Below are 24,859 nucleotides of genomic sequence, written 5' to 3' on the forward strand. Positions count from 1 at the left end.
CTATCAGTTCGGCGTTGATAAACCCTGAGTTTATTTTGTCAAGACCGGAGCCATGATTATTGGTAACGGTACAAGCGGACCTTCTGGATCTGGAAATCGCCGGTGGGAAGCTGGATATGACGCCCCTGATGGGTCTGGTCGCCGTTCAGCGACCGTCCTGCGATCCAGGTGCCGTGGGCATCAAAATGCCCTTCCCAGGCGCTGTCGATCCCGGCGAGACTCGGGCCTGCTCCCACCGGAGCGAAGGTGACGGTGATGCCCTGCCCGGCGATCAGATAGTCTTCCGGCCCTGTCTGGATGATGATGCCGGCTGCGTTACCGGTATCAGGGGTGGCGACAGGCTTCTGGATATCGGCAAAGGCCACGGTGAAGCGGTAATTGCCGATCGTCTCCGTAACCGGCTCATGAACCAGCGTTTCGTCATAGAGCGATTTCGGGCGAAAAGCCGACATGCGACCCACGCCCTGCGCGGCCAGGATATGGGGGCTGAGCTGTTCCAGCAGGTCGTAGGCTTCGCCCAAGGCGCCCGGCTTCTCGTCGATCGACTCGATGGAGAAGGGGCCAAAGCCGATCGCGTCCAGCTTGCCTATGGCGTAAAAGGCGTTGCCCGGCACCTGGGGATGGTCGGCATTATTGGCTTCGGGGACGAACAGCGGATTGTCGGGCCGCTTGTAGATGTTCACGATGTCGACGAAGTTCGGGAAATAAATGTCCGGGGCCAGGAAATCTATCGCGGGTGCCCCCGCCTTCCAGATGTCGATCAGATGCGGCAGCGGTCCGCCGCTCGGATATTCGCCGGGCAGGCGGCCAGGGCGGTTGAGCGCCACATTGACATAGAGGGGCATCGGATAAACGGCCTTGCCCGCACGGGCCAGCGCATCGGCAAAGCGGGCATAGTGCCAGGCGGTGAAGATTTCCTCCGCCGCATGGCCTGGGCCAAACACTTCAGACCAGGTGCCGCTGGTCCTGCTCCCCTGTTCCTCCCACAGGCGCTTCATCTGCGGGACCAGAGCGTCCCGATGCTGCTGCAAATAGGTGGTGAGTTGGGCGGGCACCGGCGCCTTGAACGCCGCATCGGCCAATGCGCCATAGTCGCGGGCAACGGGCAGCATACCGATCTCATTTTCCAACTGGGCCATGAGGACCGTGTTCTGCCTGTCATCCACCGCCTTGATATGCGCCATCAGCGCGGCGAAGGCTCTCTGATCGGCCTCCAGCGTCGCAGGAGCCATGGCGGAGAGGATTTCGACGCCCTGCCCATTGGGCAGCCGCGCGCGCGGAAAGCGGCCCTGGTCGCGCTTCACCCAGGCGGGCACATAGGTCGACATGCTGTTCTTCCAGGCGCCGAACCAGAGGATTACCAGCTTCAGATCATTGGCCCGCGCATCGCGGATCAGCGCATCCACCGAGGAAAAGTCGAATCTGCCCTCCTCCGGCTCGATCAGTTCCCAGGAGACTGGCGCCAGTACCGTGTTGAGGTGCATGGCCTTCAGCCGCTTCCAGTGCGGCGCCATATAGGCTGCGCTAGACGCGCTGCTGTTGCCCAGCTCGCCTGCGATCAGCAGCATCGGCTTGCCCTGCACGCTGATCTGCGTGGCGCTGCCCTGCCGGACCAGCCGGGGCGGTTCGGCCTGCGCCGCAGCTGCGATCGCAAGCGCGGCGACGGCGGCGCCGATCTTCGCCCATTGCATCATATCTCTCCCTGAAAGCTCGCCAGCGTGGCCAGCGCGCCCTGCGTTTCGAGCATGGCGAGCCAGCGCGTCAGCGCCATGCGGAAGGCCCCATTCTCCGCCAATGCGGGCGGAACGACAGCGTCGACGCGCAGGATCGCGGCGACCCGTTCCTCCGGCGTGCCCGCACCCTTCAGGCGGGCGGCGATCATGCCTGCAAGCGGATCGTCGACGTCATGCGCATTGCCGAGATCATCCTGTCCCGCCTGCCAACGCAGCCAGGCCGCCACGGCAAGCGAAAGCGCCTTTATCCCCTTCCCGGTTGCCAGCCTCGCAGCGATCGGGGCGAGCAGGCGCTGGGGCAACTTCTGCGATCCGTCCATGGCGATCTGCCGCGTGCGATGGCGCAGCGTCGGATTGTCGAAACGGGCCATCAGCTCGCGGCGATAGAGGGCGATGTTCAGTTCGGGCGGCGGCGACAGCGTCGTCTGCGCCTCGTCCCATAGGGCCTCGACGAAGGCACGCGCCGCCGGCAGCGCCAGCACCTCATGCACATGCTCGATACCGGCCAGGCCGCCCAGATAGGCAATGCCGCTATGCGCGCCATTCAGCAGGCGCAGCTTCGCCTCTTCCCAGGGGGCGACGGCCGCCGTGAGTTGCACCCCCGCTCCGAATTCCGGACGCGGGCCGCAAAATCGATCCTCGATCACCCATTGGGTGAAGGGTTCGGTCTTGATCATAGCGTGGTCGGCCACATCAAGACGTGCCGCGAGGGCGGCCACATCCTCCGCCGTGGTGGCGGGCACGATCCGGTCGACCATCGTTTCTGGAAAGGCCCCTTCTTCCGCAATCCACTCCGCCAGCGGGGCATCGTGACGGTGCGCGAGCGCCAGTACGGCGTTGCGCAGCCTTCGGCCGTTATGCGGCAGGTTGTCGCAGGAGATCGCCGTGAAGGGCGGCAGGCCCAACGCCTTCCGCTTCGCCAGAGCCGCCACCAGATAGCCCGGCGCCGTCTGCGGCCGGGTGAGCGAGGCCAGATCCGCCGCCAGTTGCGGATCATGCTCGATCAACTCGCCGGTAGCGGGGTCCAGCTTGTAGCCCTTCTCCGTAATGGTCAGCGTCACGATATGCGTGTGAGGCGATGCGAGGGCATCCAGCAGCGCCAGAGGCTCCTCCGGCGCGACGATGACCCGCTGGACTGCGCCGATGATCCGGGCGCGCTCGGACGAGCCGTCCCGCACGAGCATGGTGTAGAGGCCGTCCTGCGGCGCCATCTGGTCGCGCACCCGCGGCGAACGCAAGGACGCGGCGACAATGCCCCAGCGCAGGTCGCCGGCATTCAGCACGTCGTCGAACACCGCCGCCTGATGCGCGCGGTGAAAGGCGCCGATGCCCAGATGAACGACGCCGGCCCTGACCGCAGCGCGATCATAGGCAGGCCGGATCACATCATCGGGCAGCGCATCGAGCGTCGCGGAGGACAGCCGCCTCACAGCCTGTAGGCCTGCTTCACCAGATCGTAGGACAAGGCACGCGCCAGTTCGAACGCCTCATCCTCCTCCAGCCGGTGTTCGGCCACCAGCCGCGCCAGCCAGGCACAGTCCATCCGGCGCGCCATGTCGTGCCGCGCCGGGATCGACAGGAAGGCACGGGTGTCGTCGTTGAAACCGACCGTGTTGTAGAAGCCCGCCGTCTCTGTCGCGCGCTCGCGGAAGCGGCGCATCCCTTCCGGACTGTCATGGAACCACCAGGGCGGACCGAGCCTCAAGGCAGGGTAATGGCCCGCCAGCGGCGCGAGTTCGCGGGAGTAGACATCCTCGTCCAGCGTGAAGAGGATCAGCGTCAGCCGGGGATCATTGCCATAGAGGTCAAGCAGGGGCTTGAGCGCCTGGACGAACTCGCCGGCCGCCGGGATGTCACCGCCCTTGTCCCTGCCGAAACGTGTCAGGACGGCTGCATTATGGCTGCGGTGCACACCGGGATGCAACTGCATCACCATGCCGTCCTCGATCGACATGCGCGCCATTTCCACCAGCATGTGGCCGCGGAACAGTTCGGCATCGCTGGCGCTGGCGGGACCGGACATGACGCTGGCATAAAGCGCCTCGATCTCCGCCCTGCCCAGATGCGCGGTGAAGGCCGTGGGATGGCCATGGTCGGTTGAGGTGGCGCCGGCCTCGCGAAAGTCGGCGCGGCGTTTTTCATGGGCGCGCAGATAGCCCGCGAAGCTCCCCGCCTCCTCCCCTGCCATGGCGCAGAACGCACGGACATTGTCGGCAAAGCCGCGCACGGACGGGTCCATCACCGGGTCCGGCCGATAGGCGGTGACGACCTTGCCGCCCCAGCCCGACGCCCGGATCGCGCGATGGTGATCGAGCGGGTCCAGCGGTCCTTCCGTAGTGGCGATGACCTCTATATCGAAGCGCTCGAAGAGGGCGCGGGGACGGAAGTCGGGCGTTTTCAGCGCCGCGTCGATGATGTCGTAATAATGATCTGCTGTGTCCGGGGACAGCCGGACGTCGATGCCGAAAACTTCGGCGAAGACCCAGTCGAGCCACATGCGGGACGGGGTGCCCCGGAACAGGTGATAATGGGCGGCGAACCTGTGCCAGATGGTTCGCGGATCGGTTTCGGTGGGACTGCCGTCCCGGGTCGGCACGCCCAGCTCCTCCAGCTTCACGCCCTGGCTCATCAGCATGCGGAACACATAATGATCCGGGACGATCAGCAGTTCGGACGGGTTGGCGAAGGGATCGTCATAGGCGAACCAGCGCGGATCGGTATGGCCATGCGGGCTGACGATGGGCAGATCCCTGACCGTGGCGTGCAGTGCGCGGGCAATGTCGCGGGTACGCGGATCGGCAGGGAAAAGGCGGTCGGGGTGGAGCTTCAGCGGCTTCATGAACGGGATTCCGATAGGGTGACTGGCGCGTAGCGCGGCACGATGAGGTGGACGACCAGCAGCGCGACCAGATAGGCGCAGGCCGCGACGATGAAGATCGGCTGGAAGCTGCCGACGCTTTCCAGGATCATGCCGGCGAACTTCGCCATCAGCATGCCGCCGATGGCGCCCGACAGGCCGCCGAGGCCGACGACCGATCCCGCCATCCAGCGCGGAAAGAGGTCGCCGGGCAGGGCATAGACATTGGCGGAAAAACCCTGATGCCCGGCGCAGGCGAGGCCGATCAGGCCGACCGCCACCCACAGGCCCGGTGCCTGCGCGGCGAAGGCGATGGGAAGGGCGCAGAGCGCGGCGCAGAACATCGCCGTCTTGCGTGCGCAGTTGATGCTCATGCCCCGGCCGATCAGGCGAGAGGACAACCAGCCGCCCGTGACCGATCCGACATCCGCCAGCAGATAGACGGCGATCAGCGGCGGGCCGAAGTCCAGCATCCTGACGCCATATTGCTTGTTGAAGAAGTCCGGCAGCCAGAAGAGGAAGGTCCACCACACCGGATCGATCAGGAAGCGGGCGGCGATATAGGCCCAGGTCTGGCGGTGGCGGAACAGGGTGCGCCACTTGACCGGGCGCTGCGGCTCCTGGGGGTCTGCCTCGATCCAGGCGAGTTCTTCCGGCGAGAGGGCCTTCTTCTCCCGCGGGCGGCGATAGAAGCCGAGCCATGCTGCCAGCCAGACCACGGTCAGCAGGCCGGTCAGGATGAAGGCCCAGCGCCAGCCCATGGTGACGGCGATGACCGGCACGATCAGCGGCGTCAGGATCGCGCCGACATTGGACCCGGCATTGAAGATGCCGATGGCGAAGGCGCGCTCCTTCCTGGGGAACCATTCGTTGGTCGCGGCGATGGCGGCCGGGAAGGTTCCCGCCTCCCCGACGGCGAGCGGGATGCGCGCAAGCAGCATGCCCGCCGTCGAGGTGAAGAAGATGTGCATGACATGGCCGACGGTCCAAAGCCCGACCGCCAGCGCATAGCCTGCCCGCGCCCCGATCCGGTCGATCAGCCGCCCGAAGAAGACATAGGAAACGCCGTAGCCCGCCTGGAACCAGATGGCGAGGTCGGCATAGCCACTCTCGCTCCAGCCATAGCGGGCCTGAAGATCGGGCTTCAATGTCGGCAGGACCAGCCGGTCGACATAGCTGAGCACCACAGCCGCGAAGAGCAGGCCGCAGACCACCCAGCGGACTTTTCCTGAAGGTTTCGGGAGCGCCTGCATAATGAGATTCACCAATTATACATGGTGCCGTCTTCCAGCCGGTTCACCGGCAGGAAGGCGCGCTTATATTCGTACTTCGCGGCCATATCCTCGTCGATGTCGACGCCCAGGCCCGGCGCCTCGCCCGGATGCATCATGCCGCTTTCGAACGTGTAGGCATGGGGAAAGACAGCATCGGTTTCCGGCGTGTGCCGCATATATTCCTGAATGCCGAAATTGGGCACGCTGAGGTCGAAGTGCAGTGCGGCGGCCATGCAGACCGGCGACAGGTCGGTCGCGCCGTGGCAACCGGTGCGGACCTGATAGAGATCGGCCAGCGCGGCGATCCGGCGCAGATGCGTGATGCCGCCCGCATGCACCACCGTGGCGCGGATATAGTCGATAAGCTGGTTCTGGATCAGATCCTTGGCATCCCAGATCGAATTGAAGATTTCGCCCACGGCAAGCGGCGCCGTCGTATGCTGGCGGATCAGCCGGAAAGCCTCCTGATTTTCCGCCGGCGTCGCATCCTCCAGCCAGAAGGGACGATATTGCTCCAGATCCCTGCCCAGACGCCCCGCCTCTATGGGTGTCAGGCGATGGTGGATGTCGTGCAGCAGGTGCACGTCCCAGCCCAGCGCTTCGCGGGCTGCGTTGAAGAGTTCAGGCACGACGCGAAGATATCTGGACGTGTTCCAGACATTTTCGGTCGGCAGATCGGCGTCGGCGGGTTCGTAGAAATATTTGTCCTTCGACACGCCATAGGTCGATGCCATACCCGGCACGCCGCATTGCAGGCGGATCGCCTTGTATCCCTGCGCCTGATATTCCAACGCGGCGTTGATGGTATCCTCTATGGTCGCGCCATTGGCATGGCCATAGACCATCACGCCTTCCCGGCTGGCCCCGCCCAGAAGCTGATAGACCGGAAGACCCGCAATCTTGCCCTTGATGTCCCACAGCGCCATGTCGACCGCCGCGATGGCGGTCATGGTGACGGGGCCGCGCCGCCAATAGGCGCCCTTGTAGAGATATTGCCAGATATCCTCGATCCGGTGCGCGTCCCGCCCGATCAGGCAGGGAAGGACATGGTCGGCCAGATAGCTTGCCACCGCCAGTTCGCGGCCGTTGAGCGTCGCGTCGCCCACGCCATATACGCCTTCGTCGGTGATGATCTTGAGGGTAACGAAATTGCGGCCGGGGCAGGTGACGATGACCTTGGCATCGATGATCTTGGGCATTGAAATGGTCCTGTTCAGATAATTTCGAGCGTGATTTTCTGGAGATTCTCGCTGTCCGGCCCGGTCATGATGTCGAACAGGCCGGGTTCGACCACCTCCTCCATGTCGAGATTCCAGAGCGCGAATGCGGCGGGCGTCAGCGTCATGCGCACGGTGCGGCTTTCGCCGGGAGCCAGCGTGATGCGTTCGAAGCCCTTCAGTTCCTTGATCGGCCGGGTGACGCTGGCGGTCTGGTCCCGGACATAAAGCTGGACGACCTCATCCCCTGCCCTCTGCCCCGCATTGCGGACATCGACCTCCACCGTCACCTCGCCACCCGTGCCGATGCGCGGCGGCGACAGGCGGGGCGCGCCGAATTCGAAACGGGTGTAGCTGAGGCCGAAGCCGAAGGGGAAAAGCGGCGAGATATCCTCGAACACATAGCCGCGCCGGGCCGACGGCTTGCGGTTGTAGAAGATCGGTATCTGCCCAGCGTCGCGCGCCACCGTCACGGGCAGCTTCGCGCCGGGATTGACGTCCCCGAACAATATGTCGGCCATGGCCGTGCCGCCCTCCTGCCCCGGATACCAGCATTCCAGCAGCGCATTGGCGCCCTCCGCCACCGCGGCATAGCTGGGCGGGCGGCCGTTGATGGCGCATACCACCACCGGCTTGCCCGTCGCCTTCAAGGCCGCGAAAAGATCGTTCTGCTCGCCCAGCAGGTCCAGGCTCGTACGATCGCCCAGATGGTTCTTCGCAAAGCCTTCCCGACTGGTCTGTTCCGTGTCGCCGATAGCCAGAAGGATGATGTCCGCCGTTTTCGCAAGCTCGACCGCCTGCGCGATCAGTTCGCGGTTCCGCCCCGGATCGGCCAGCAGCACCTCGTCCACCGAGCGATCCTCATTCCGGGTGATGAAGACGCCCTGGGCGTGGACGACCTCCGCCTTGCCCTTGAGCTTTGCCCGCACGCCTTCCAGCAGGGAGACGGTCTGGCGCGGAATGCTGCTGTAACCGCCCAGTCGCGCGACAGCGGCATTGGGACCGATCACCGCCACCCTGCCATGCGCGCCGGGGGTAAGGGGCAGCGTGCCGTCATTGCTTAGCAGCACGATCGAACGATGCGCAGCCTTCAACGCCAGGGCGCGCGCCTGCGCATTGCCGATCAGCCGCTCATGATCCTTGCGCGGCCAGGGATTTTCGAACAGGCCCGCACGGAACTTGAGCGTCAGCATCCGGGTGCAGGCCAGATCGACCGCCTCAAGCGGCACTTTGCCCGCCCGGACCTGTTCGACGAGCGTCCGGTAGGTCTGGCCATCGGGCAGCTCGCAATCGACGCCCGCCCGCAGCGCGGCGCGTGCCGCCGCCTCCGGATCGGGCTGGACATGATGAATGCTGTCCAGTTCGTGGACGGCTCCATAATCGCTGACCACCGCGCCGTCGAAATGCCATTCGCCGCGCAATATGTCGTTCAGCAGCCAGCGGTTCTGATGCGAGGGCACGCCGTCTATCTCGTTATAGGACGGCATGACGGCGGCGATGCCCGTGCGCTTCACCACGGCGCGGAAAGGTGGAAAGAAATTCTCGCGCAGCTCCCGCTCGGAAATCGGCGCGGGCGCGATATTCTCGCCTCCCTGGGGCTGGCCATGGCCGGTCATGTGCTTGAGCGTCGCCATGACCTTGTCGGGGCCGATCTGCCTGCCTTCGCCCTGAAGGCCGCGCACCGCGGCCACGCCCATCTCGCCACAGAGATAGGGATCTTCACCAAAGCTTTCCTCGATGCGGCCCCAGCGCGGATCGCGGGCGATGTCCACCACCGGGGAAAGCGCCAGATGGACACCGCGCGCCCGGACCTCCCGGGCGATGACGGACTGGACATCCTCCATCAACTGGCGGTCGAAACTGCCCGCGAGCCCGATCGCCATGGGGAACATGGTCGCATCCGTCGCCATAAGCCCATGCAGCGATTCCTCATGGAACAGCACTGGGATGCCCAGCCGCGTTTCCTCCATCGCCCATTTCTGGACAGCGGTGATGAAGGCGACCGTATCCGCAGGCGTGCGCCAGCGCGCACCGACGCCGCCTGCCTGGGTCGATCCGTTGGGCGCGCCACGCCGGTCCGACGGGCGGGTGATCTGGCCGAAACCGTCAGGATAGGCCCTGCTCGCCTTGGCGGGCGAGAAGGTCAGATCGTCCATGATGTCGGCCTTGGTCGCCCAAAGCGCGATGATCTGGCCGACTTTCTCCTCCAGCGTCATGCGCGCCAGCAGGTCCCTGACGCGCAGGTCGATGGGGGCGGAGGCATCCTTGTAGAGCGGTCCCGCCTTCCCCCTAGCGGCAGCGGGTGCCGCCGCCATCAGCGATGTCGAGGCGAACAGGCCCAACGCCTGGCGACGCGCAAAGTCCCTCATGGCGCCACCGTCAGCGTTGCCGATTTCAGTGCGACCGAACTGTTGCCGGTCATGATCTCGAAATCGCCCGGCTCGACCACGCGGTCCATATGATCATTCCACATCTGCAGCGCTTCCGGCCCGACCGTGAAGGTGACGGTGCGGACCTCTCCGGGCTTCAGCGTCACGCGCCGAAAGCCCTTCAGCTCCTTGATCGGCCGGGTGACGGAACTGACCTTGTCGCGGATGTAGAGCTGCACGACCTCATCGCCTTCGCGCTGGCCACTGTTGCGCACGTCGACCGACACGCTGGTCGTTCCGCCCACGCCGATCTTCGCGGGCGACAGGCGCGGCGCGGACAGGTCGAAGCTCGTATAGCTGAGGCCGAAGCCGAAGGGATAAAGTGGGTCGGTGGTGTCGAACAGATAGCCGCGCCGCGCGCTCGGCTTCACATTGTAGAATATCGGCAATTGCCCGACCGAGCGCGGGATGGTCACCGGCAGCTTGCCGCCCGGATTGACGTCGCCGAACAACACATCCGCCACGGCATTGCCGCCCTGCTCGCCCAGATACCAGCCTTCGAGAATCGCGTTCGCCTGTTCCGACACCCTGACGGTGGAGGCAGGGCGGCCGTTGATCAGGACCACGGTGATCGGCTTGCCCAGCGCCTTGAGCGCATCGAACAGTTCCTGCTGTTCGCCCACGAGATCGAGGCTGGACCGGTCGCCCAGATGATTGTCCGCCCAGCCTTCGCGGCTCGATTGCTCCGTATCGCCCAGCGTCAGCACGATGCGGTCGACATTGCGCGCTGCCTCAACGGCCTCGGCAATCAGCCGGCGATTTTCGGCGGGGTCGGATTTCGTGACCTTATCCTCCCACCAGTCGTCATTTTCGGTGATCTTGACGCCCTGCGCGAAGACGATCTTCGCCTTGGCGCCGACCTTGGCCTTTATGCCGTCGAGGATCGAAACCTTGTGCGGCGGCTGGCCATAATAGCCGCCCAGACGCGCCACGGCGGCGCTCGGCCCGATCACGGCGATGGCGCCTTGGGGCTTCAGCGGCAACATGCCGTCATTCTTGAGCAGGGTGATCGATCGCTGCGCCGCCTTCAGCGCCAGGGCGCGGGCTTCGGGGTTGTTCGTGATCTTTTCCGAGGCAGCAGCGTCCGCATAAGGATTTTCGAACAGGCCAGCGCGGAACTTCAGTTCCAGCATATGCCGTACCGCCTGATCGACCTGTGCCTCGCTGACCTTGCCCTCGCGGACCAGCTTGCCGAGCGTCGCATAGGACAGGCCATCGGGCAGGTCCGCGTCCACGCCCGCCTCCAAAGCACGCCCCGCCGCCTGCTCCAGATTGCCGGCGATATGGTGGATGCTCATCAACTGGTCGATCGCCGAATAGTCGCTGACCACCGCGCCCCTGAAGCCCCATTCACCGCGCAGCACATCATGCAGCAGCCAGTGATTGGCATGCGAGGGCACGCCGTCTATCTCATTATAGCTGGCCATCACCGCCTCGATCCCAGTGCGTTTCACCACCTGTTCGAAGGGCGGAAAGAAATTCTCCCGCAGTTCGCGTTCGGAAACCGGCGCCGGACCGACATTGGTGCCGCTTTCGGGCTGGCCATGGCCCGTCAGATGCTTGAGCGTCGCGAACACCTTGCCCGGCAGCAGCAGGCGCGCATGGCCCTTGCCCTGCAGGCCCTCCACGGCGGCCACGCCCATCTCTCCGACCAGATAGGGGTCTTCGCCATAGGTTTCCTCGATCCGCCCCCAACGCGGATCGCGGGCGATGTCGACCACCGGCGAAAGGACGAGGCTGACACCGCGCGAACGGATTTCGCGGGCGATGACCGCATTCACCTCGCGCAGCATGTCCGGGTCCCAGGACGAGGCCATCGCGATGGACTGCGGAAAGCTGGTAGCGCCAACAGCCGCATAGCCGTGCAGACCTTCCTCATGGAAAAGGATCGGAATGCCCAGCCGCGTCTGCGTCGTCGCCCAGCGTTGCAGCGCGTTGACCAGCGCCACGGTCTGGCGTGGATCGCGGCCGGGCACTTCTCGAGGGGAGAAGGCGCCCTTGGCGTCCGAAGGGCGGGTGAACTGCCCGATACCATGAGGATAGACCTGCGCCAGCTTCGGCGGATCAAGTTGCAGCCGGTCGTCGAATATCTTGACCTTGTCGGTCCATACCGCCGTGATCTGCGCGATTTTTTCGTCCAGCGTCATGCGCGCCAGCAGATCATCGATCCGCGATTCGATGGGAGCGCTCGCATCCTTGTAGAGCGGCCTGGAGGTCGCGGATGCGGGCGCCGCCGCGGCGGACGCAACGGGCGCGGCAAAGGCCAGGGCTGCCGCCGAAACCGCGCATGACAGCGTACAGGACCGGATCACGAACACCTCTCCCCCCTTTTTCGCCAAGGCCGCGCTTTTCGCTTGCCGGATTGGAACTGGCCGGATTAAAACTGATAACGGTAACATTGCTCATGCAATAGGAACCTGTCAATGGCCTTCGATGCGGCCGTGACGCAGGAGAGGAAGGGGAGCCATGATCGCGCGCCTGTTTTGTTGGACGGTGGCAACCGCCCTGATGACCACGCCGGCACTGGCGGAGGACGGCTATGATCTATGGTTGCGTCACGCAAAGGTGGCAGACGACGGCGAACTGGCGCGTCACGCAACGGCCGTTGTCGCGCCCGGCCGCAGCGCGACGGCGATCGCCGCGCGGGATGAACTGCTGCGCGGCCTTTCCGCTGCAAGTGGTACGGCGCCGCTGCTCGTCGATGGACCGAGGGCCGGCGCGATCTGGCTCGCCACGCCAGCGTCAGCGCCTGATCTGCCGATTAAGCTCGATGGGCTGGGCGAGGAGGGTTATGCAATCCGCAGCATCGCCGTGGACGGCCAGCGGGTAACCCTGATCGCGGCCAATGGCGATGCGGGCCTGCTCTATGGCGCCTATGCCTATTTGCGGCTGGCGGAAACCGGCGCCTCGCTCGATCGGCTGGACATCCGCAGTGCCCCGCGCATGAAGCTGCGGCTGCTCAACCATTGGGACAATCTGGATGGCACGGTGGAGCGCGGCTATGCCGGACAATCCATCTGGGACTGGTGGCGCCTGCCCGACTGGAAGGGGCCGCGATACACCGACTACGCCCGCGCCAACGCCTCGATCGGCATCAACGGCACGGTGCTCAACAATGTGAACGCCAGGTCGGACAGCCTGACGGCACCCTATATCGCCAAGGCGGCGGCATTGGCGGACGTGTTCAGGCCCTATGGCATCAAGGTCTATCTGTCGGTGAAATGGACAGCCCCGATGGAGCTTTCCGGCCTGAAGACCGCCGACCCGCTTGATCCCGCCGTTGCCGCCTGGTGGAAGGCGAAGGCCGACGAAATCTACAGGGCCATCCCCGATTTTGGCGGCTTCCTGGTGAAGGCGAACAGCGAAGGACAGCCCGGACCCCAGGATTACGGGCGCACCCATGCCGACGGCGCGAACATGCTGGCCGCCGCCGTGAAGCCGCATGGCGGGATCGTGATGTGGCGCGCTTTCGTCTACGCGCATGACAATCCGGACGACCGAGCGAAACAGGCCTATGACGACTTCAAGCCGCTGGACGGCCGGTTCGCCGACAATGTGCTGGTGCAGGTGAAGAATGGCGCGATCGACTTCCAGCCGCGCGAGCCATTCCATCCGCTGTTCGGGGCGATGCCCCGAACGCCGCTGATGATGGAATTCCAGATCACCAAGGAATATCTCGGCCAATCGACCCATCTCACCTATCTTGGCCCCCTGTTCGAGGAGACGCTGAAGAGCGACACCTTCGCCCGTGGCAAGGGATCGACGGTGGCAAGGGTGATTGACGGATCGCTGGAGGGCCACAAGCTGACCGGCATTGCCGGTGTCGCCAATATCGGCGCCGACCGCGACTGGAGCGGATCGATCTTCAACCAGGCGGACTGGTATGCCTTCGGTCGCCTCGCCTGGAATCCCGATCTCCCGGCGGAGGCGATCGCCCGCGAATGGGCGGCGCAGACCTTCTCGACCGACGCCAGGCTGCTCGATCCTGTCGTTGCAATGATGATGGGATCGCGTGAGGCGGCGGTCGATTACATGACGCCGCTTGGCCTCGCCCATGTCATGGGCACTGGCCATCATTACGGCCCTGCGCCCTGGATTTCGGACCTGGCGCGGCCCGAATGGAACCCGGTCTATTATCACAAGGCGGACGCCGGCGGGATCGGCTTTGACCGGACGAAGACCGGCAGCAATGCCGTCGCCCAATATGCGCCGCCGGTCGCGAAGATGCTGGCAAACCCGAAAACGACGCCGGAACGCGACCTCCTCTGGTTCCATCATGTCGGTTGGGACGCGAAGCTGAAATCGGGCGAGACACTGTGGAACGGTCTCATCCATCATTATGATGCAGGCGTGGCCTATGTCGCGGCCATGCGCAGGACATGGGACAGCCTGCGCCCCTTCATCGACGCGGAACGCTTCGCCCAGACCCGGACATTCCTGGGCATCCAGCATCGTGAGGCGAAATGGTGGCGCGACGCCAGCATCGCCTATTTCCAGTCCATATCCAAACGTCCACTGCCCGCTGACGCGGCGGCGCCGGACCATGATCTGAATTGGTATAAGTCGCTCAACTTTCCCTACGCGCCGGGCAATCCATGACTGGCATTCAATGGCCACAAAGGCTAAGCGGTGAGCGATCATGAACGAACGAAAGCCGCCGACAATCCGGGAAGTCGCTGCGCGAGCCGGCGTGTCGGTGATGACCGTGTCGCGCGTCGCCAACAAGCAGAGCTGGGTCAGCCCCCAAACCCGCGCCCGGGTGGAAAAGGCGATCGCGGACCTGAATTATGCACCCAATGCCTCCGCGCGGGCGCTGGCAGGCGGAGAGGATCGGCGGGTAGCCCTTCTTTACCGCAACACCACCACTTCGGCCTATCTGGGCGAACTGCTGCTGGGTGGGCTGGACGAGGCCGCGAAGCATCATCTCCATCTGGTGGTCGAACTATGCGAAACCGGCGCCGCCGTGGAAGATATCATCGCCCAGATCCTGCAAGCCCGCGTATCCGGCGTCATCGTGCCCCCGCCTTTGTGCGACTGGGACGAACTGGCGCAGGCGCTCTCCCGGCACGGCATTCCATGGGTCGCGATCGCGCCGGACGAAAGCCGTGGCATGATGGTGGTCGCGATCGACGACCGGCAGGCCGCAGGCGAGATGACGCGGCATCTGATTGACCTGGGGCACCGGCGCATCGCCTTCATCCAGGGCAATCCCCAGCATCGTTCCAGCGCGCGGCGGCTGGAAGGCTTTCGCGCCGCGATGACGGCACAGGGCCTGCCGGTCGAAGAGGACTATATCGTCGAAGGTGATTTCAGCTACCGCTCCGGGCTGGAAGCGGCAGCGCATCTGCTCAGCCTGGAGACGCCGCCGACGGCCATCTTCGCCTGCAATGACGATATGGCGGCCGCGACCATCACCATCGCGCATCAGCGGCAGATCAACGTGCCGGCCGATCTGACCGTCTGCGGTTTCGATGACACGCCGCTTGCCGCCGCGATCTGGCCCACGCTCACCACCATTCGCCAGCCGATCCGCGATATGAGTCGCGCCGCCATGACGCTGCTGGCCGAAGCGATGAAGGGCGGAGACGAGTTGGACGTCAAGGGATTGGCGCAACTGAACTGCAGCCTGATCCGCCGCCAGTCCGACGCGGTTCCGCGCCTGCATCACCGACGGGGACCTTGACGGGGGCCTTGAGGGCACTGCTTCCCGGTGCTCGCGCGCTTACGGCAGCGCGCAAATGACTGTCGCATGATCCTGCGGCGGCTTCGCCGTCAGTTGCCCGATCGAACACGGCAATGCACTGCTCTATGCAAAGCGCGCCAGCAACTGGTTGAGCAAGGGGCGCAGCCGGCGGATCTCGTCCCGATGCGTGGCGGACAGCTTCGCCAGCAAGTCCAACGCATCCGGCGTCAAACGCAGTTGCGATCGCCGCCGGTCGGTGGCGCTGGCATGGCGCGTCACCAATCCCAGCTTTTCCAGCCGATCCACCAGTCCGGTCGCGCTATGGGGTTTCAACAACAGGCGCCGCGCTACATAACCGACAGTGGCATCCTCCGCAGGAGCGGCCCGCAGCGCGAGCAAAGCCTGATGCTGCTGCGGGGTAAGCCCCATCTGGGCCGCCCGGTCGCTGCTGAACGCCTGAAACTGCCGCAAGGCGAAACGGAATTCCGCCAGCGCCGCATAATCCTCATCCTTCAATATGGCGCCGTCTGCTTCCATGAACCCTTCATCTTCATATATCGCGTGGCGACCTGATCGCGCCGCATCCTGCACCAAAGAAGGATTCGCCCGATTCGGAAAGCCCGTATCGTCGCAATCACGCGGTTTCTTCCGCCGGCCGCTGTCCGGTTGATGTGGAGTGGGCTCATCCGCCGCGACGCGATGATCCACGAGGGCAGCAAATATCCGGTGAGGAGATTGATATACTCCAATATCATAACAACCACTGACCGCCGCAACGTCATCGTCCTGTTGGAAAATACTGCGAGCGGCAGGTCGTGGATACCGTTGACAGAAATTATTTCGTAAATCCGTAAAATATGATGAATCTATTTCACCTTTTCGCAATTTAACTGGAAAATTGAAACGGATTTTCACGCAATGCTGCTATTATCTCGGCATGGCACATATGGATGCACCGCCGCCCGGAGCGGCAGCCGACTGGACCGTCCCCCAGGACTGGGCGTCCTATAGCGCGGCCGAACATGCGATGTGGGACCGGCTGTTTGCCCGCCAGGCCAATATGCTGCCGACCAGGGTCATACCTGCCTTCATGGAAGGCCTTGACGTACTTCGCATGTCGAAACCGGGCATTCCTGATTTCGACGAACTCAACGATCGTCTGTTCCGCGCAACCGGCTGGCAGGTCGTCGCCGTGCCGGGCCTCGTTCCCGACGAGATATTTTTCGAGCATCTCGCCAACCGCCGCTTCGTCGCGGGGCGCTTCATCCGTACGCCCGAGCAGCTGGATTACCTGGAGGAACCGGACATCTTCCATGACGTGTTCGGGCATGTGCCGCTGCTCGTGCATCCGGTGTTCGCCGATTATATGCAGGCCTATGGCGAGGGAGGGTTGCGCGCCGCCAGGCTGGGCATGATCGATGCCCTTGCGCGGCTCTACTGGTACACGGTCGAGTTCGGACTGATCCGGGACGGCGGCGATCTCAAGCTTTATGGCGCAGGTATCGTGTCGTCCTACGGAGAAAGCCTGTTCGCCATCGATGATCCGTCACCCAACCGCATCGGTTTCGACCTGGAACGGGTCATGCGCTCGCTGTACCGCATCGACGATTACCAGCAGAATTATTTCGTGATCGACAGCTTCGAAGACCTGCTGCAGCAGACGCGAGACGCTGATCTGGGACCGATCTACGATCGCCTGCGCGATCAGGAAGCGATCGACGTAGGCTGCTTGTTGCCGACGGATCGGGTCCTCCATGCGGGCACGCAGGCCTATGCCCACGGGAAGGCGAACGCGTGACGTCCCCCCGCCATTCTCCACTGCACCGCGGCGGAAGGCTGTGACGCGATCGCGGAAGGGCCGCCCTGAGCCCAGTGACCGATAGCATCGCCAGCCAACCAGAACCAGAGAGGAAGAAGATATGAGCCTGTTCGACAACCCCATCGGTCTCGACGGCTTCGAGTTCGTGGAGTTCAGCGCGCCCGAAAAGGGCCTGCTGGAGCCGGTCTTCGCCGCCATGGGCTTCATCCTGATCGCCCGTCACCGCTCCAAGGACGTGCAACTGTGGCGCCAGGGCGGCATCAACCTGATCGCGAACTACGAGCCGCGCAGCCCGGCCGCCTATTTCGCCGCGGAGCATGGCGCATCCGCCTGCGGCATGGGCTGGCGGGTGAAGGATGCGGCCAAGGCATATGACCTTGCCATCGCGCGCGGGGCGGAGCCGGTGGAGGTCCGCACCGGCCCCATGGAACTGCGCCTGCCCGCCGTGCGCGGCATTGGGGGATCGATCATCTATCTCATCGACCGCTACGAGGACGAGAATGGCGGCCTGTCGATCTACGACATCGACTTTGTCTATGAGCCGGGCGTGGAACGTCACCCCGAAGGAGCGGGCTTCAGGATCATCGATCACCTCACCCACAATGTCTATGGCGGCCGCATGGCCCATTGGGCCAGCTTCTACGAGCGCGTATTCGGCTTTCGCGAGATCCGCTATTTCGACATCAAGGGCGAATATACCGGCCTGACCAGCAAGGCGATGACCGCGCCCGATGGCAAGATCCGCATCCCCCTGAACGAGGAAGGCAAGGCGGGCGGCGGCCAGATTGAGGAGTTCCTGCGCGCCTATAATGGCGAGGGCATCCAGCACATCGCGCTGCTGTGCGACGACCTGATCGCTGCCTGGGACAGGCTCAAGGCGCTGGGCGTGCCGCTGATGGCCGCGCCGCCCGCCACCTATTACGAGATGCTGGAAGAGCGACTGCCCGGCCATGGCGAGCCGGTGGGCGAGTTGCAGGCGCGCGGCATCCTGCTCGACGGATCGACGCAGGACGGCGACCCCCGCCTCCTGCTCCAGATCTTTGCGCAACCGCAGATCGGCCCTGTCTTCTTCGAATTCATCCAGCGCAAGAAGGACGAGGGCTTTGGCGAGGGCAATTTCACCGCGCTGTTCCAGAGCATCGAGCGGGACCAGTTGCAGCGGGGCGCGCTCCATGTCGATCAAGTGGAATGAGCGCCCGGCCGTTTCCGGCGTAGCCCTGGCTGTTGATCGGCGATGGTGCCAGTCAACTGGCGTCATCGCGGGCAGGACGACCGGTCAGGCCATATCATCCTGCCCGGCCTGCGCGATCGTCAGAAGCGCCGTGCGCAGCGCCGCCTGATCCTGCCCCGCCAGTGATCGCGCAAAGCGCGCTTCGTGCGCGTCCATGATCTGTTCGACCTGCCGACGCATCGCCTCCCCCGCCTCCGTCAGCGTCAAGGCCAGAGACCGTCCGTCGACCGGCGTCTTTTCAAGATAGCCGCGCCCTGCGAGCCCCGATACGAGAGGCACCATATTGGCGCGCTTGATCCCCAGCATCCGTCCCAGTTCGATCTGGATGCACCCCGGATTGGCGCCGACCAGAATCAGGATCGTGCCTTCCACCGGCCGCAGCCCGACCTCCGCCAGCGCGCCGCCAAGATCCGTCATCATCGCGGAAGATGCCCGGCGCAACAGATAGCCCAGCCGCGAAACGACGGGATCCTGCAGGGTTTTGGCGGCGATCGGCTTTTCCATGACCTTCGAAATAGTGCTATTGCCCAGAACAATCAATATTGCTATGTTACATAACAATAATGAGGAGCCAGGATATGCCTGCATCGGAAATTCTCTTGGTTATTGGCGGCGAATCGCGTGCCGCCATGTCCACCTTCGACCGCGCAAATCCCGTGACCGGTGACATCGCCACCCGCGCCGCTGCGGCCACCGTGGATGACGCCATCGCCGCCGTGGAAGCGGCCAAGGCGGCGTTTCCGGCCTGGTCCGCGCTTGGCCCCAACGCCCGCCGCGCCGCACTGATGAAGGCGGCCGATGCGCTCGACGCAAGGGCTGGCGACTTTGTCGATGCGATGATGGAGGAAATTGGCGCGACCGAAGGCTGGGCGCGTTTCAACATCGCCCTTTCCAGCGCCATGGTGCGGGAGGCCGCCAGCCTCACCACACAGATCGGCGGTGAGGTCATTCCATCGGACAAGCCCGGATGCATCGCCATGGCCGTCCGCGAAGCGGCAGGCGTGGTGCTGTCCATGGCGCCCTGGAACGCTCCCATCATCCTGGCCACCCGCGCGATCGCCGTGCCGCTCGCCTGCGGCAACACGGTGGTGCTCAAGGCGTCCGAACAATGCCCGCGCACGCACGGCCTCATCATCCAGGCCTTTGTCGAGGCGGGACTTGGCGACGGCATCGTCAACCTCATCACCAATGCGCCGCAGGACGCCGCGGACGTGGTGGGAGCGATGATCGACCATCCTGCGGTGCGTCGCGTCAATTTCACCGGCTCCACCGCGGTGGGCAGGATCATTGCGCGCCGCTGCGCCGAACATCTGAAGCCGGTCCTGCTCGAACTGGGCGGCAAGGCGCCGCTGATCGTGCTGGAGGACGCGGATCTTGACGAAGCCGTGAAGGCGGCGGCCTTCGGCGCCTTCATGAACCAGGGCCAGATCTGCATGTCGACCGAGCGGATCATCGTCGTCGATGCCGTTGCCGATGCCTTTGCGGAAAAGTTCCGGGCGAAAGCAAGCACCATGGCGGTTGGCGACCCGCGCCTGGGCCAAACGCCGCTGGGCGCGGTGGTCGACACCAAAACGGTCGCGCATGTGCGCTCGCTGATCGAGGATGCGGTCGCGTCCGGCGCGAAGCAGCTCAACGGCGGCGACGCGAACGGCGTCCTGATGCCCGCCCATGTCATCGATTACGTGACCCCGAACATGAAGCTGTTTCGCGAGGAGAGCTTCGGCCCAGTCGTGGGCATCGTTCGCGCCCGCGACGAGGCGCATGCGATCGAGCTGGCCAACGACAGCGAATATGGCCTGTCCGCCTCCGTCTTCACGCGCGACACCGCGCGCGGGCTGAAGGTCGCGCGCCAGATCCAGTCGGGCATCTGCCATGTCAACGGCCCGACCGTCCATGACGAGGCCCAGATGCCCTTCGGCGGGGTCAAGGCATCGGGCTATGGCAAGTTTGGCGGCAAGGCCGGCATCGACAGCTTCACCGAATTGCGCTGGATCACGATGGAGACCCAGCCCGGCCATTATCCCATCTGAATTTGGCCGAACCGATCTTTCCTGATTTTGTCGGAGATTTTCCCATGACCAACATCCTGCATGTCGACAATGTCGAACAGTCCGAGCTTGAAACCGTCGCCTTCACGGTCGAGAACGGCATCGCCTGGGTCAGCTTCAATCGACCCGACAAGCGCAACTGCATGTCGCCGCGCCTCAATCGCCAGATGATGCGCGTCCTGGACGAATTGGAGTTTCGGGCCGATGTCGGCGTCCTTGTCCTCTCCGGGGAAGGATCGGCCTGGTCGGCGGGCATGGACCTCAAGGAATATTTCCGCGAAACCGAAGCACATGGCCTGGCCGGCACGCGCAACGCACAGCGGGAAAGCTATGGCTGGTGGCGGCGGCTGCGCTGGTATCAGAAGCCGACCATCGCCATGGTGAATGGCTGGTGCTTCGGCGGCGGCTATGGTCCGCTTTTTGCCTGCGACCTGGCCTTTGCGGCCGAGGAGGCACAGTTCGGGCTTTCCGAAATCAACTGGGGCATCCTGCCTGGCGGCGGCGCGGCCAAGGTCGCCACGGAGCTGACCAATTTCCGCAATGCCATGTACCATTCGCTGATGGGCGAGAATGTCGATGGCAAGAAGGCCGCCGAATGGGGCTTCGTCAATGAAGCGCTGCCGCTCGCGCAGTTGAAGGATCGCGTCACCCAGGTCGCCAATGTGCTGCTGACCAAGAATCCGGTGGCCCTGAAGGCGACCAAGGATGCCATTCGCCGGGTCCGCGAGATGACCTATGACAATGCCGAGGATTATCTGGTCCGCGCGCAGGAGGCCGCCAACAGCTACGATAATGAAGGCCGCAAGGAAGGCATCAAGCAGTTCATCGACGAAAAGAGCTACAAGCCGGGCCTGGGCGCCTATGACAAGTCGAGGCAGAGCGCCTGACGACCGATCGGGCCGCCCCGCCCCGCGGCCCGTCCTGACAGACAGATTTTGGAGAGACAGGCCATGACGGTCGACACCCTGAACCTGCCCGCTGCGCCCGCCGCCTCGCTCGACCGACTGTTGCGGCCCCGCTCGGTCGTGATCGTCGGCGCGTCGGACAAGCCGGGCGCGCTGGGGGCGTCAGTGCTCTCCAACCTGACCCGCAACGGATTTGCCGGGGACATCCACCTCATCAACCCCAAAAGGGCGGAGATTGGCGGACGCCCCTGCCTGCCCTCCGTCGATGCCTTGCCGGAAGGCGTGGACGCCGCCGTGCTGGCCATCCCGCGGGTCGCAGTGCTGGAAACGGTACAGGCGCTCGCCGCCCGCAAGGTGGGCGCGGCGGTGATTTTCTCGGCGGGGTTCGCCGAAGGCAGCGAGGACGGCCTTGCCGAACAGCGGGCAATCGGCCGGATCGCGGCGGAAACGGGCATGGTGGTCGAAGGCCCCAATTGCCTTGGCATGACCAACTTCATCGACCGCGTGCCGCTGACCTTCGTCGAGACGGACGCCAGGCCGCTGGGCGACCGCGCCGGTATCGGCATCGTCTCCCAGAGCGGCGCCATGGCCTGTGTCCTCGGCACCACGCTGGCAAGCCGTGACCTGGGCCTTTCCTTCTCCATCTCTACCGGTAACGAAGCCGCCTCCGGAGTGGAGGATTATGTCGACTATCTGCTGGACGATGCCTCCACCCAGGTCATCGCCATGATCGTCGAACAGTTCCGCAAGCCCCGGCGCTTCCTGGCCGCCGCCCGGCGCGCGCGGGCACTGGGCAAGACCATTGTGCTGCTTCATCCCGGCAAGTCGAGCGCGGCCCGCGAGTCCGCCGCGACTCATACGGGCGCCATGGCGGGCGATTATCAATTGATGCGCGTGAAGGTTGAACGCGCCGGCGTAATCTTCGCCGAAACGCTGGAGGAACTGGGCGACATTGCGGAAATCGCGCTGCGTTGCCCGACCATTCCCGCTGGCGGGGTCGCCGTGCTGGGAGAGAGCGGCGCGTTCAAGGCGCTGACGCTCGACCTTTGCGAGGCGCTCGACCTCGATCTGCCGAAGGTGGACGATAGCAATGCCCCCGCCCTGCGCGCCGCCCTGCCCGATTTCGTCGGCGTCTCCAACCCGCTCGACCTGACGGCCCAGGGGCTGGTCGATCCCGACCTCTATTACCGCACGCTCGCCGCCCTGTTCGACGACGACCGGTTCGGCAGCATCGTCGCGGGGATCATCCAGACCGATCCCGTGACCGTCGGCATCAAGCTGCCTCCGATCCTGCGTGCCGTTGGCGAACTGCGGCCTGCCAAGCCGGTGATCTTCGCCGGGTTGGACGAGGGCGCCGACGTGGCGCAGGACTATATCCATCAGCTTCGCGCCTTCGGCATCCCCTATTTCCCTTCGACCGAACGCGCGATGCGGGCATTGAAGCGCCTCAACGACCATGCCCGCCGTGACTTCAGCGAAGGCGACACCAGCCCGCTCGGCGCTGCCGCCCTGCCCGACCAGGGCGGCGTCATTCCCGAATATCGGGCGAAGGCGATATTGGCGCGATTCGGCATCCCCTTTCCCCAGGGCGCTTTCTGCACCAGCGTCGAACAGGCAATGTCCGCTGCCGAAACGATCGGCTATCCGGTCGCTCTTAAGGCGCAGTCGGCCGACCTCAGCCACAAGAGCGACGCGGGGGGCGTGGTGCTCAACCTGCGCGATGCGGACGAGTTGCGGGCGGGCTGGGCGCGCCTGTACGCCAATGTCGCGGCTCATGACCCGGCACTGACGCTGGACGGCGCCCTGCTGGAGGGCATGGGCGAGCGCGGCGTGGAACTGATCATCGGCGCGAAGGGCGATCCCGATTGGGGCCCGGTGATCCTGGCCGGTTTCGGCGGCGTCACGGCGGAGATCCTCCAGGATGTGCGCCTTTTCACGCCCGACCTGCCGGTGGACGCGATCGTGCGCGAACTGCATCAGCTCAAGCAAGCCGTCCTGCTTCGCGGTTTTCGCGGATCGCCGGCACTTGACGTGGAGGCCGTGGCGCAGATCATCGCGACGCTGGGCCGCGTGCTGCTGGCCGAACCGTCCATTCGCGAGATCGACCTCAACCCGGTGATCGTCTACCCCGAAGGCAAGGGAGCGGTGGCGCTGGACGCATTGATGCTGACGGCCCCCAGGGCGGGCTGAAAAGGCCGAACGGAGGGAATCATGGCAGCCACGCGCGCGGATTTCGCCAAACTCGGGGCCATCGACATGCACGTGCATGCGGAGGTCAGCTGCCATGACCCCGAAGACCCGATCTTCGGTGAATTTGCCGATGCGGCCACCCGCTATTTCAAGGCGCCTCGCCGCCGGCCGACCATCCCGGAAACCCTTGCCTATTATCGCGAGCGGCAGATCGGCTTCGTCATGTTCACCGTGGACATGGAGGCGGGCACCGGCATCCAGCGCATCCGGAACGAGGAAATCGCGGAAGCAGCGGCGGAAAACAGCGATATCATGATCGCCTTCGCCTCCATCGATCCGCACAAGGGCAAACGGGGCGCGATAGAGGCACGGCGGCTGATCGAGGATCATGGCGTGCGCGGCTTCAAATTCCATCCGCCGCTGCAGAATTTCGATCCCGGCGACCGCATGGCCTGGCCGCTCTATGAGGTGATCAACGATCATCAACTGCCGGTCATCTTTCACACCGGCCATAGCGGCATGGGATCGGGAATGGCGGGCGGGGGCGGCATTCGCCTGAAATATGGCCAGCCCATATTGGTGGATGACGTTGCGGTCGATTTTCCGGGGATGAAGATCATCCTTGCGCATCCCGGCTGGCCCTGGACCGACGAGTCCCTCTCCATGGCGCTGCACAAGCCCAATATCTTCATCGATCTGTCGGGATGGAGCCCGCGCTATTTTCCTGACCAGATCGTCCGCTACGCCAATGGGCAGCTTGGGCATAAATTCCTGTTCGGCTCCGATTTCCCGCTGATCCCGCCGGACAAGTGGATCGCCGCCTTTGACGAGGCCGGGTTCAAGCCGGAAGTCCGGGCGCCGATCGTGAAGCAGAACGCGATGAGGCTGCTGTTCGGCCCGGAATTGCCGGAATGACCGACGAAGTCGGCCGCCGCGCGCTGCTGAAGGCCATGCCCGGCATGGCGCTGGGCGGGACGATCGCCCCCGCGGCAAAGGCCGCAGAACCCGCGCTGGCGGTGCCCGCGCTGAGCCTGGCGATGCGCCTGCGCGTACTGATCGGCGAACCGCGGGAGTTGGGCATGGTCGATGGCGTACGCAAGCGGATCATTCCGATCACCGGCGGCACTGTCGAGGGGCCACGGCTTGAGGGCAAGGTGCTTGCCGGCGGTGCGGACTGGCAATCGATCCGCGCAGACGGCACCGCCGACATATTTGCCCGCTATACGATCGAAGCCAGGGACGGGACGAACATCTCCATCGTCAATCCCGGTTATCGCCATGGGCCCGCCGCCGTGCTGGCGCGGATCGCCGCAGGCGAGGATGTCGATCCGGCGCTCTATTATTTCCGCACCACACCGCGGTTCGATGTCGCCCAGGACAATGTCCACGGCTGGCTTGGGCACACCATCTTCCTTTGCACGGCTGCACGCTATCGCGACCATGTGCGGCTGGATATATTCGCGGTCGATTGAA

18 protein-coding genes are annotated in these 24,859 nt (G+C 64.5%); 9 read left to right on the forward strand and 9 right to left on the reverse strand.

Annotated features, from left to right (window positions below; all coding sequences use genetic code 11):
* Positions 1-56 precede the first annotated feature (56 nt).
* The 7 genes from MRBLMA1_RS09390 to MRBLMA1_RS09420 are packed head-to-tail and all read right to left on the reverse strand — an operon-like array spanning position 57 to position 11,822.
* Positions 57-1,694 carry a DUF5597 domain-containing protein gene (locus MRBLMA1_RS09390; protein ID WP_363736342.1) on the reverse strand — a complete coding sequence of 546 codons (1,638 nt, stop codon included), beginning with the start codon at positions 1,692-1,694 and terminating at the stop codon, positions 57-59.
* A complete protein-coding gene (locus MRBLMA1_RS09395; protein ID WP_363736344.1) occupies positions 1,691-3,163 on the reverse strand; it encodes a mannitol dehydrogenase family protein in 1,473 nt (490 codons plus the stop codon). Before MRBLMA1_RS09395 ends, MRBLMA1_RS09390 begins: the two co-directional genes overlap by 4 nt.
* Positions 3,160-4,572 (reverse strand): glucuronate isomerase, encoded by a 1,413-nt coding sequence (gene uxaC / locus MRBLMA1_RS09400; protein ID WP_363736346.1) that lies wholly within the window; start codon positions 4,570-4,572, stop codon positions 3,160-3,162. Before uxaC ends, MRBLMA1_RS09395 begins: the two co-directional genes overlap by 4 nt.
* A complete protein-coding gene (locus MRBLMA1_RS09405; RefSeq protein WP_363736347.1) occupies positions 4,569-5,843 on the reverse strand; it encodes an MFS transporter in 1,275 nt (424 codons plus the stop codon). Before MRBLMA1_RS09405 ends, uxaC begins: the two co-directional genes overlap by 4 nt.
* An 8-nt stretch (positions 5,844-5,851) precedes the next feature.
* Complete coding sequence (manD, locus tag MRBLMA1_RS09410) at positions 5,852-7,063, reverse strand: D-mannonate dehydratase ManD (protein ID WP_363736349.1); 1,212 nt, start codon at positions 7,061-7,063, stop codon at positions 5,852-5,854.
* A gap of 14 nt (positions 7,064-7,077) precedes the next feature.
* Positions 7,078-9,450, reverse strand: coding sequence for a glycoside hydrolase family 3 N-terminal domain-containing protein (locus tag MRBLMA1_RS09415; RefSeq protein WP_363736351.1), 2,373 nt, complete (start codon positions 9,448-9,450; stop codon positions 7,078-7,080).
* A complete protein-coding gene (locus MRBLMA1_RS09420; RefSeq protein WP_414714763.1) occupies positions 9,447-11,822 on the reverse strand; it encodes a glycoside hydrolase family 3 N-terminal domain-containing protein in 2,376 nt (791 codons plus the stop codon). Before MRBLMA1_RS09420 ends, MRBLMA1_RS09415 begins: the two co-directional genes overlap by 4 nt.
* Before the next feature lie 154 nt (positions 11,823-11,976).
* On the opposite strand from MRBLMA1_RS09420, the gene MRBLMA1_RS09425 reads away from it, so the two are divergent.
* Positions 11,977-14,109, forward strand: a complete 2,133-nt coding sequence (locus tag MRBLMA1_RS09425; protein WP_363736352.1) for an alpha-glucuronidase family glycosyl hydrolase — start codon at positions 11,977-11,979, stop codon at positions 14,107-14,109.
* A gap of 40 nt (positions 14,110-14,149) precedes the next feature.
* Positions 14,150-15,193 (forward strand): LacI family DNA-binding transcriptional regulator, encoded by a 1,044-nt coding sequence (locus tag MRBLMA1_RS09430; protein ID WP_133651375.1) that lies wholly within the window; start codon positions 14,150-14,152, stop codon positions 15,191-15,193.
* Between the two features lie 123 nt (positions 15,194-15,316).
* Here MRBLMA1_RS09430 and MRBLMA1_RS09435 read toward each other — a convergent pair whose 3' ends face one another.
* Positions 15,317-15,730 (reverse strand): MarR family winged helix-turn-helix transcriptional regulator, encoded by a 414-nt coding sequence (locus MRBLMA1_RS09435; RefSeq protein ID WP_133651376.1) that lies wholly within the window; start codon positions 15,728-15,730, stop codon positions 15,317-15,319.
* A 400-nt stretch (positions 15,731-16,130) separates the two neighbouring features.
* Between MRBLMA1_RS09435 and phhA the strand changes: the two genes are divergently transcribed.
* Both phhA and hppD read left to right on the forward strand, forming a co-directional pair.
* Positions 16,131-16,991, forward strand: coding sequence for a phenylalanine 4-monooxygenase (gene phhA / locus MRBLMA1_RS09440; RefSeq protein WP_363736889.1), 861 nt, complete (start codon positions 16,131-16,133; stop codon positions 16,989-16,991).
* Positions 16,992-17,112: 121 nt separating this feature from the next.
* Positions 17,113-18,204: a 4-hydroxyphenylpyruvate dioxygenase gene (gene hppD, locus MRBLMA1_RS09445; protein ID WP_363736353.1), complete on the forward strand. Its 1,092-nt coding sequence runs from the start codon at positions 17,113-17,115 to the stop codon at positions 18,202-18,204.
* Between the two features lie 84 nt (positions 18,205-18,288).
* Here hppD and MRBLMA1_RS09450 read toward each other — a convergent pair whose 3' ends face one another.
* Positions 18,289-18,747, reverse strand: coding sequence for a MarR family winged helix-turn-helix transcriptional regulator (locus tag MRBLMA1_RS09450; RefSeq protein WP_363736355.1), 459 nt, complete (start codon positions 18,745-18,747; stop codon positions 18,289-18,291).
* Positions 18,748-18,821: 74 nt separating this feature from the next.
* Between MRBLMA1_RS09450 and MRBLMA1_RS09455 the strand changes: the two genes are divergently transcribed.
* The 5 genes from MRBLMA1_RS09455 (at position 18,822) to MRBLMA1_RS09475 (ending at position 24,858) form a co-directional block, all read left to right on the forward strand.
* Positions 18,822-20,273 carry an aldehyde dehydrogenase gene (locus MRBLMA1_RS09455; protein WP_363736356.1) on the forward strand — a complete coding sequence of 484 codons (1,452 nt, stop codon included), beginning with the start codon at positions 18,822-18,824 and terminating at the stop codon, positions 20,271-20,273.
* Positions 20,274-20,317: 44 nt separating this feature from the next.
* Positions 20,318-21,178, forward strand: coding sequence for a p-hydroxycinnamoyl CoA hydratase/lyase (locus MRBLMA1_RS09460; RefSeq protein WP_363736357.1), 861 nt, complete (start codon positions 20,318-20,320; stop codon positions 21,176-21,178).
* A gap of 63 nt (positions 21,179-21,241) precedes the next feature.
* Entirely contained in the window at positions 21,242-23,386 is a 2,145-nt protein-coding gene (locus MRBLMA1_RS09465) for an acetate--CoA ligase family protein (protein WP_363736358.1), read from the forward strand.
* Between the two features lie 21 nt (positions 23,387-23,407).
* Positions 23,408-24,301 (forward strand): amidohydrolase family protein, encoded by an 894-nt coding sequence (locus tag MRBLMA1_RS09470; protein ID WP_363736360.1) that lies wholly within the window; start codon positions 23,408-23,410, stop codon positions 24,299-24,301.
* Entirely contained in the window at positions 24,298-24,858 is a 561-nt protein-coding gene (locus MRBLMA1_RS09475; RefSeq protein WP_363736362.1) for a DUF3237 domain-containing protein, read from the forward strand. Before MRBLMA1_RS09470 ends, MRBLMA1_RS09475 begins: the two co-directional genes overlap by 4 nt.
* Position 24,859: the final 1 nt, after the last annotated feature.

This window comes from Sphingobium sp. LMA1-1-1.1, from assembly GCF_040676365.1.
GTDB lineage: Bacteria > Pseudomonadota > Alphaproteobacteria > Sphingomonadales > Sphingomonadaceae > Sphingobium.

What these genes read in the sequence shown, in the direction of transcription:
- MRBLMA1_RS09430 (WP_133651375.1), top strand. Translation starts at nt 14,150, where the DNA reads ATGAACGAACGAAAGCCGCCGACAATCCGGGAAGTCGCTGCGCGAGCC.
- phhA (WP_363736889.1), top strand. Translation starts at nt 16,131, where the DNA reads ATGGCACATATGGATGCACCGCCGCCCGGAGCGGCAGCCGACTGGACC.
- MRBLMA1_RS09470 (WP_363736360.1), top strand. Translation starts at nt 23,408, where the DNA reads ATGGCAGCCACGCGCGCGGATTTCGCCAAACTCGGGGCCATCGACATG.
- MRBLMA1_RS09455 (WP_363736356.1), top strand. Translation starts at nt 18,822, where the DNA reads ATGCCTGCATCGGAAATTCTCTTGGTTATTGGCGGCGAATCGCGTGCC.
- MRBLMA1_RS09425 (WP_363736352.1), top strand. Translation starts at nt 11,977, where the DNA reads ATGATCGCGCGCCTGTTTTGTTGGACGGTGGCAACCGCCCTGATGACC.
- MRBLMA1_RS09405 (WP_363736347.1), bottom strand. Translation starts at nt 5,843, where the DNA reads ATGCAGGCGCTCCCGAAACCTTCAGGAAAAGTCCGCTGGGTGGTCTGC.
- MRBLMA1_RS09465 (WP_363736358.1), top strand. Translation starts at nt 21,242, where the DNA reads ATGACGGTCGACACCCTGAACCTGCCCGCTGCGCCCGCCGCCTCGCTC.
- hppD (WP_363736353.1), top strand. Translation starts at nt 17,113, where the DNA reads ATGAGCCTGTTCGACAACCCCATCGGTCTCGACGGCTTCGAGTTCGTG.
- MRBLMA1_RS09450 (WP_363736355.1), bottom strand. Translation starts at nt 18,747, where the DNA reads ATGGAAAAGCCGATCGCCGCCAAAACCCTGCAGGATCCCGTCGTTTCG.
- MRBLMA1_RS09415 (WP_363736351.1), bottom strand. Translation starts at nt 9,450, where the DNA reads ATGAGGGACTTTGCGCGTCGCCAGGCGTTGGGCCTGTTCGCCTCGACA.
- MRBLMA1_RS09435 (WP_133651376.1), bottom strand. Translation starts at nt 15,730, where the DNA reads ATGGAAGCAGACGGCGCCATATTGAAGGATGAGGATTATGCGGCGCTG.
- MRBLMA1_RS09475 (WP_363736362.1), top strand. Translation starts at nt 24,298, where the DNA reads ATGACCGACGAAGTCGGCCGCCGCGCGCTGCTGAAGGCCATGCCCGGC.
- manD (WP_363736349.1), bottom strand. Translation starts at nt 7,063, where the DNA reads ATGCCCAAGATCATCGATGCCAAGGTCATCGTCACCTGCCCCGGCCGC.
- uxaC (WP_363736346.1), bottom strand. Translation starts at nt 4,572, where the DNA reads ATGAAGCCGCTGAAGCTCCACCCCGACCGCCTTTTCCCTGCCGATCCG.
- MRBLMA1_RS09390 (WP_363736342.1), bottom strand. Translation starts at nt 1,694, where the DNA reads ATGATGCAATGGGCGAAGATCGGCGCCGCCGTCGCCGCGCTTGCGATC.
- MRBLMA1_RS09460 (WP_363736357.1), top strand. Translation starts at nt 20,318, where the DNA reads ATGACCAACATCCTGCATGTCGACAATGTCGAACAGTCCGAGCTTGAA.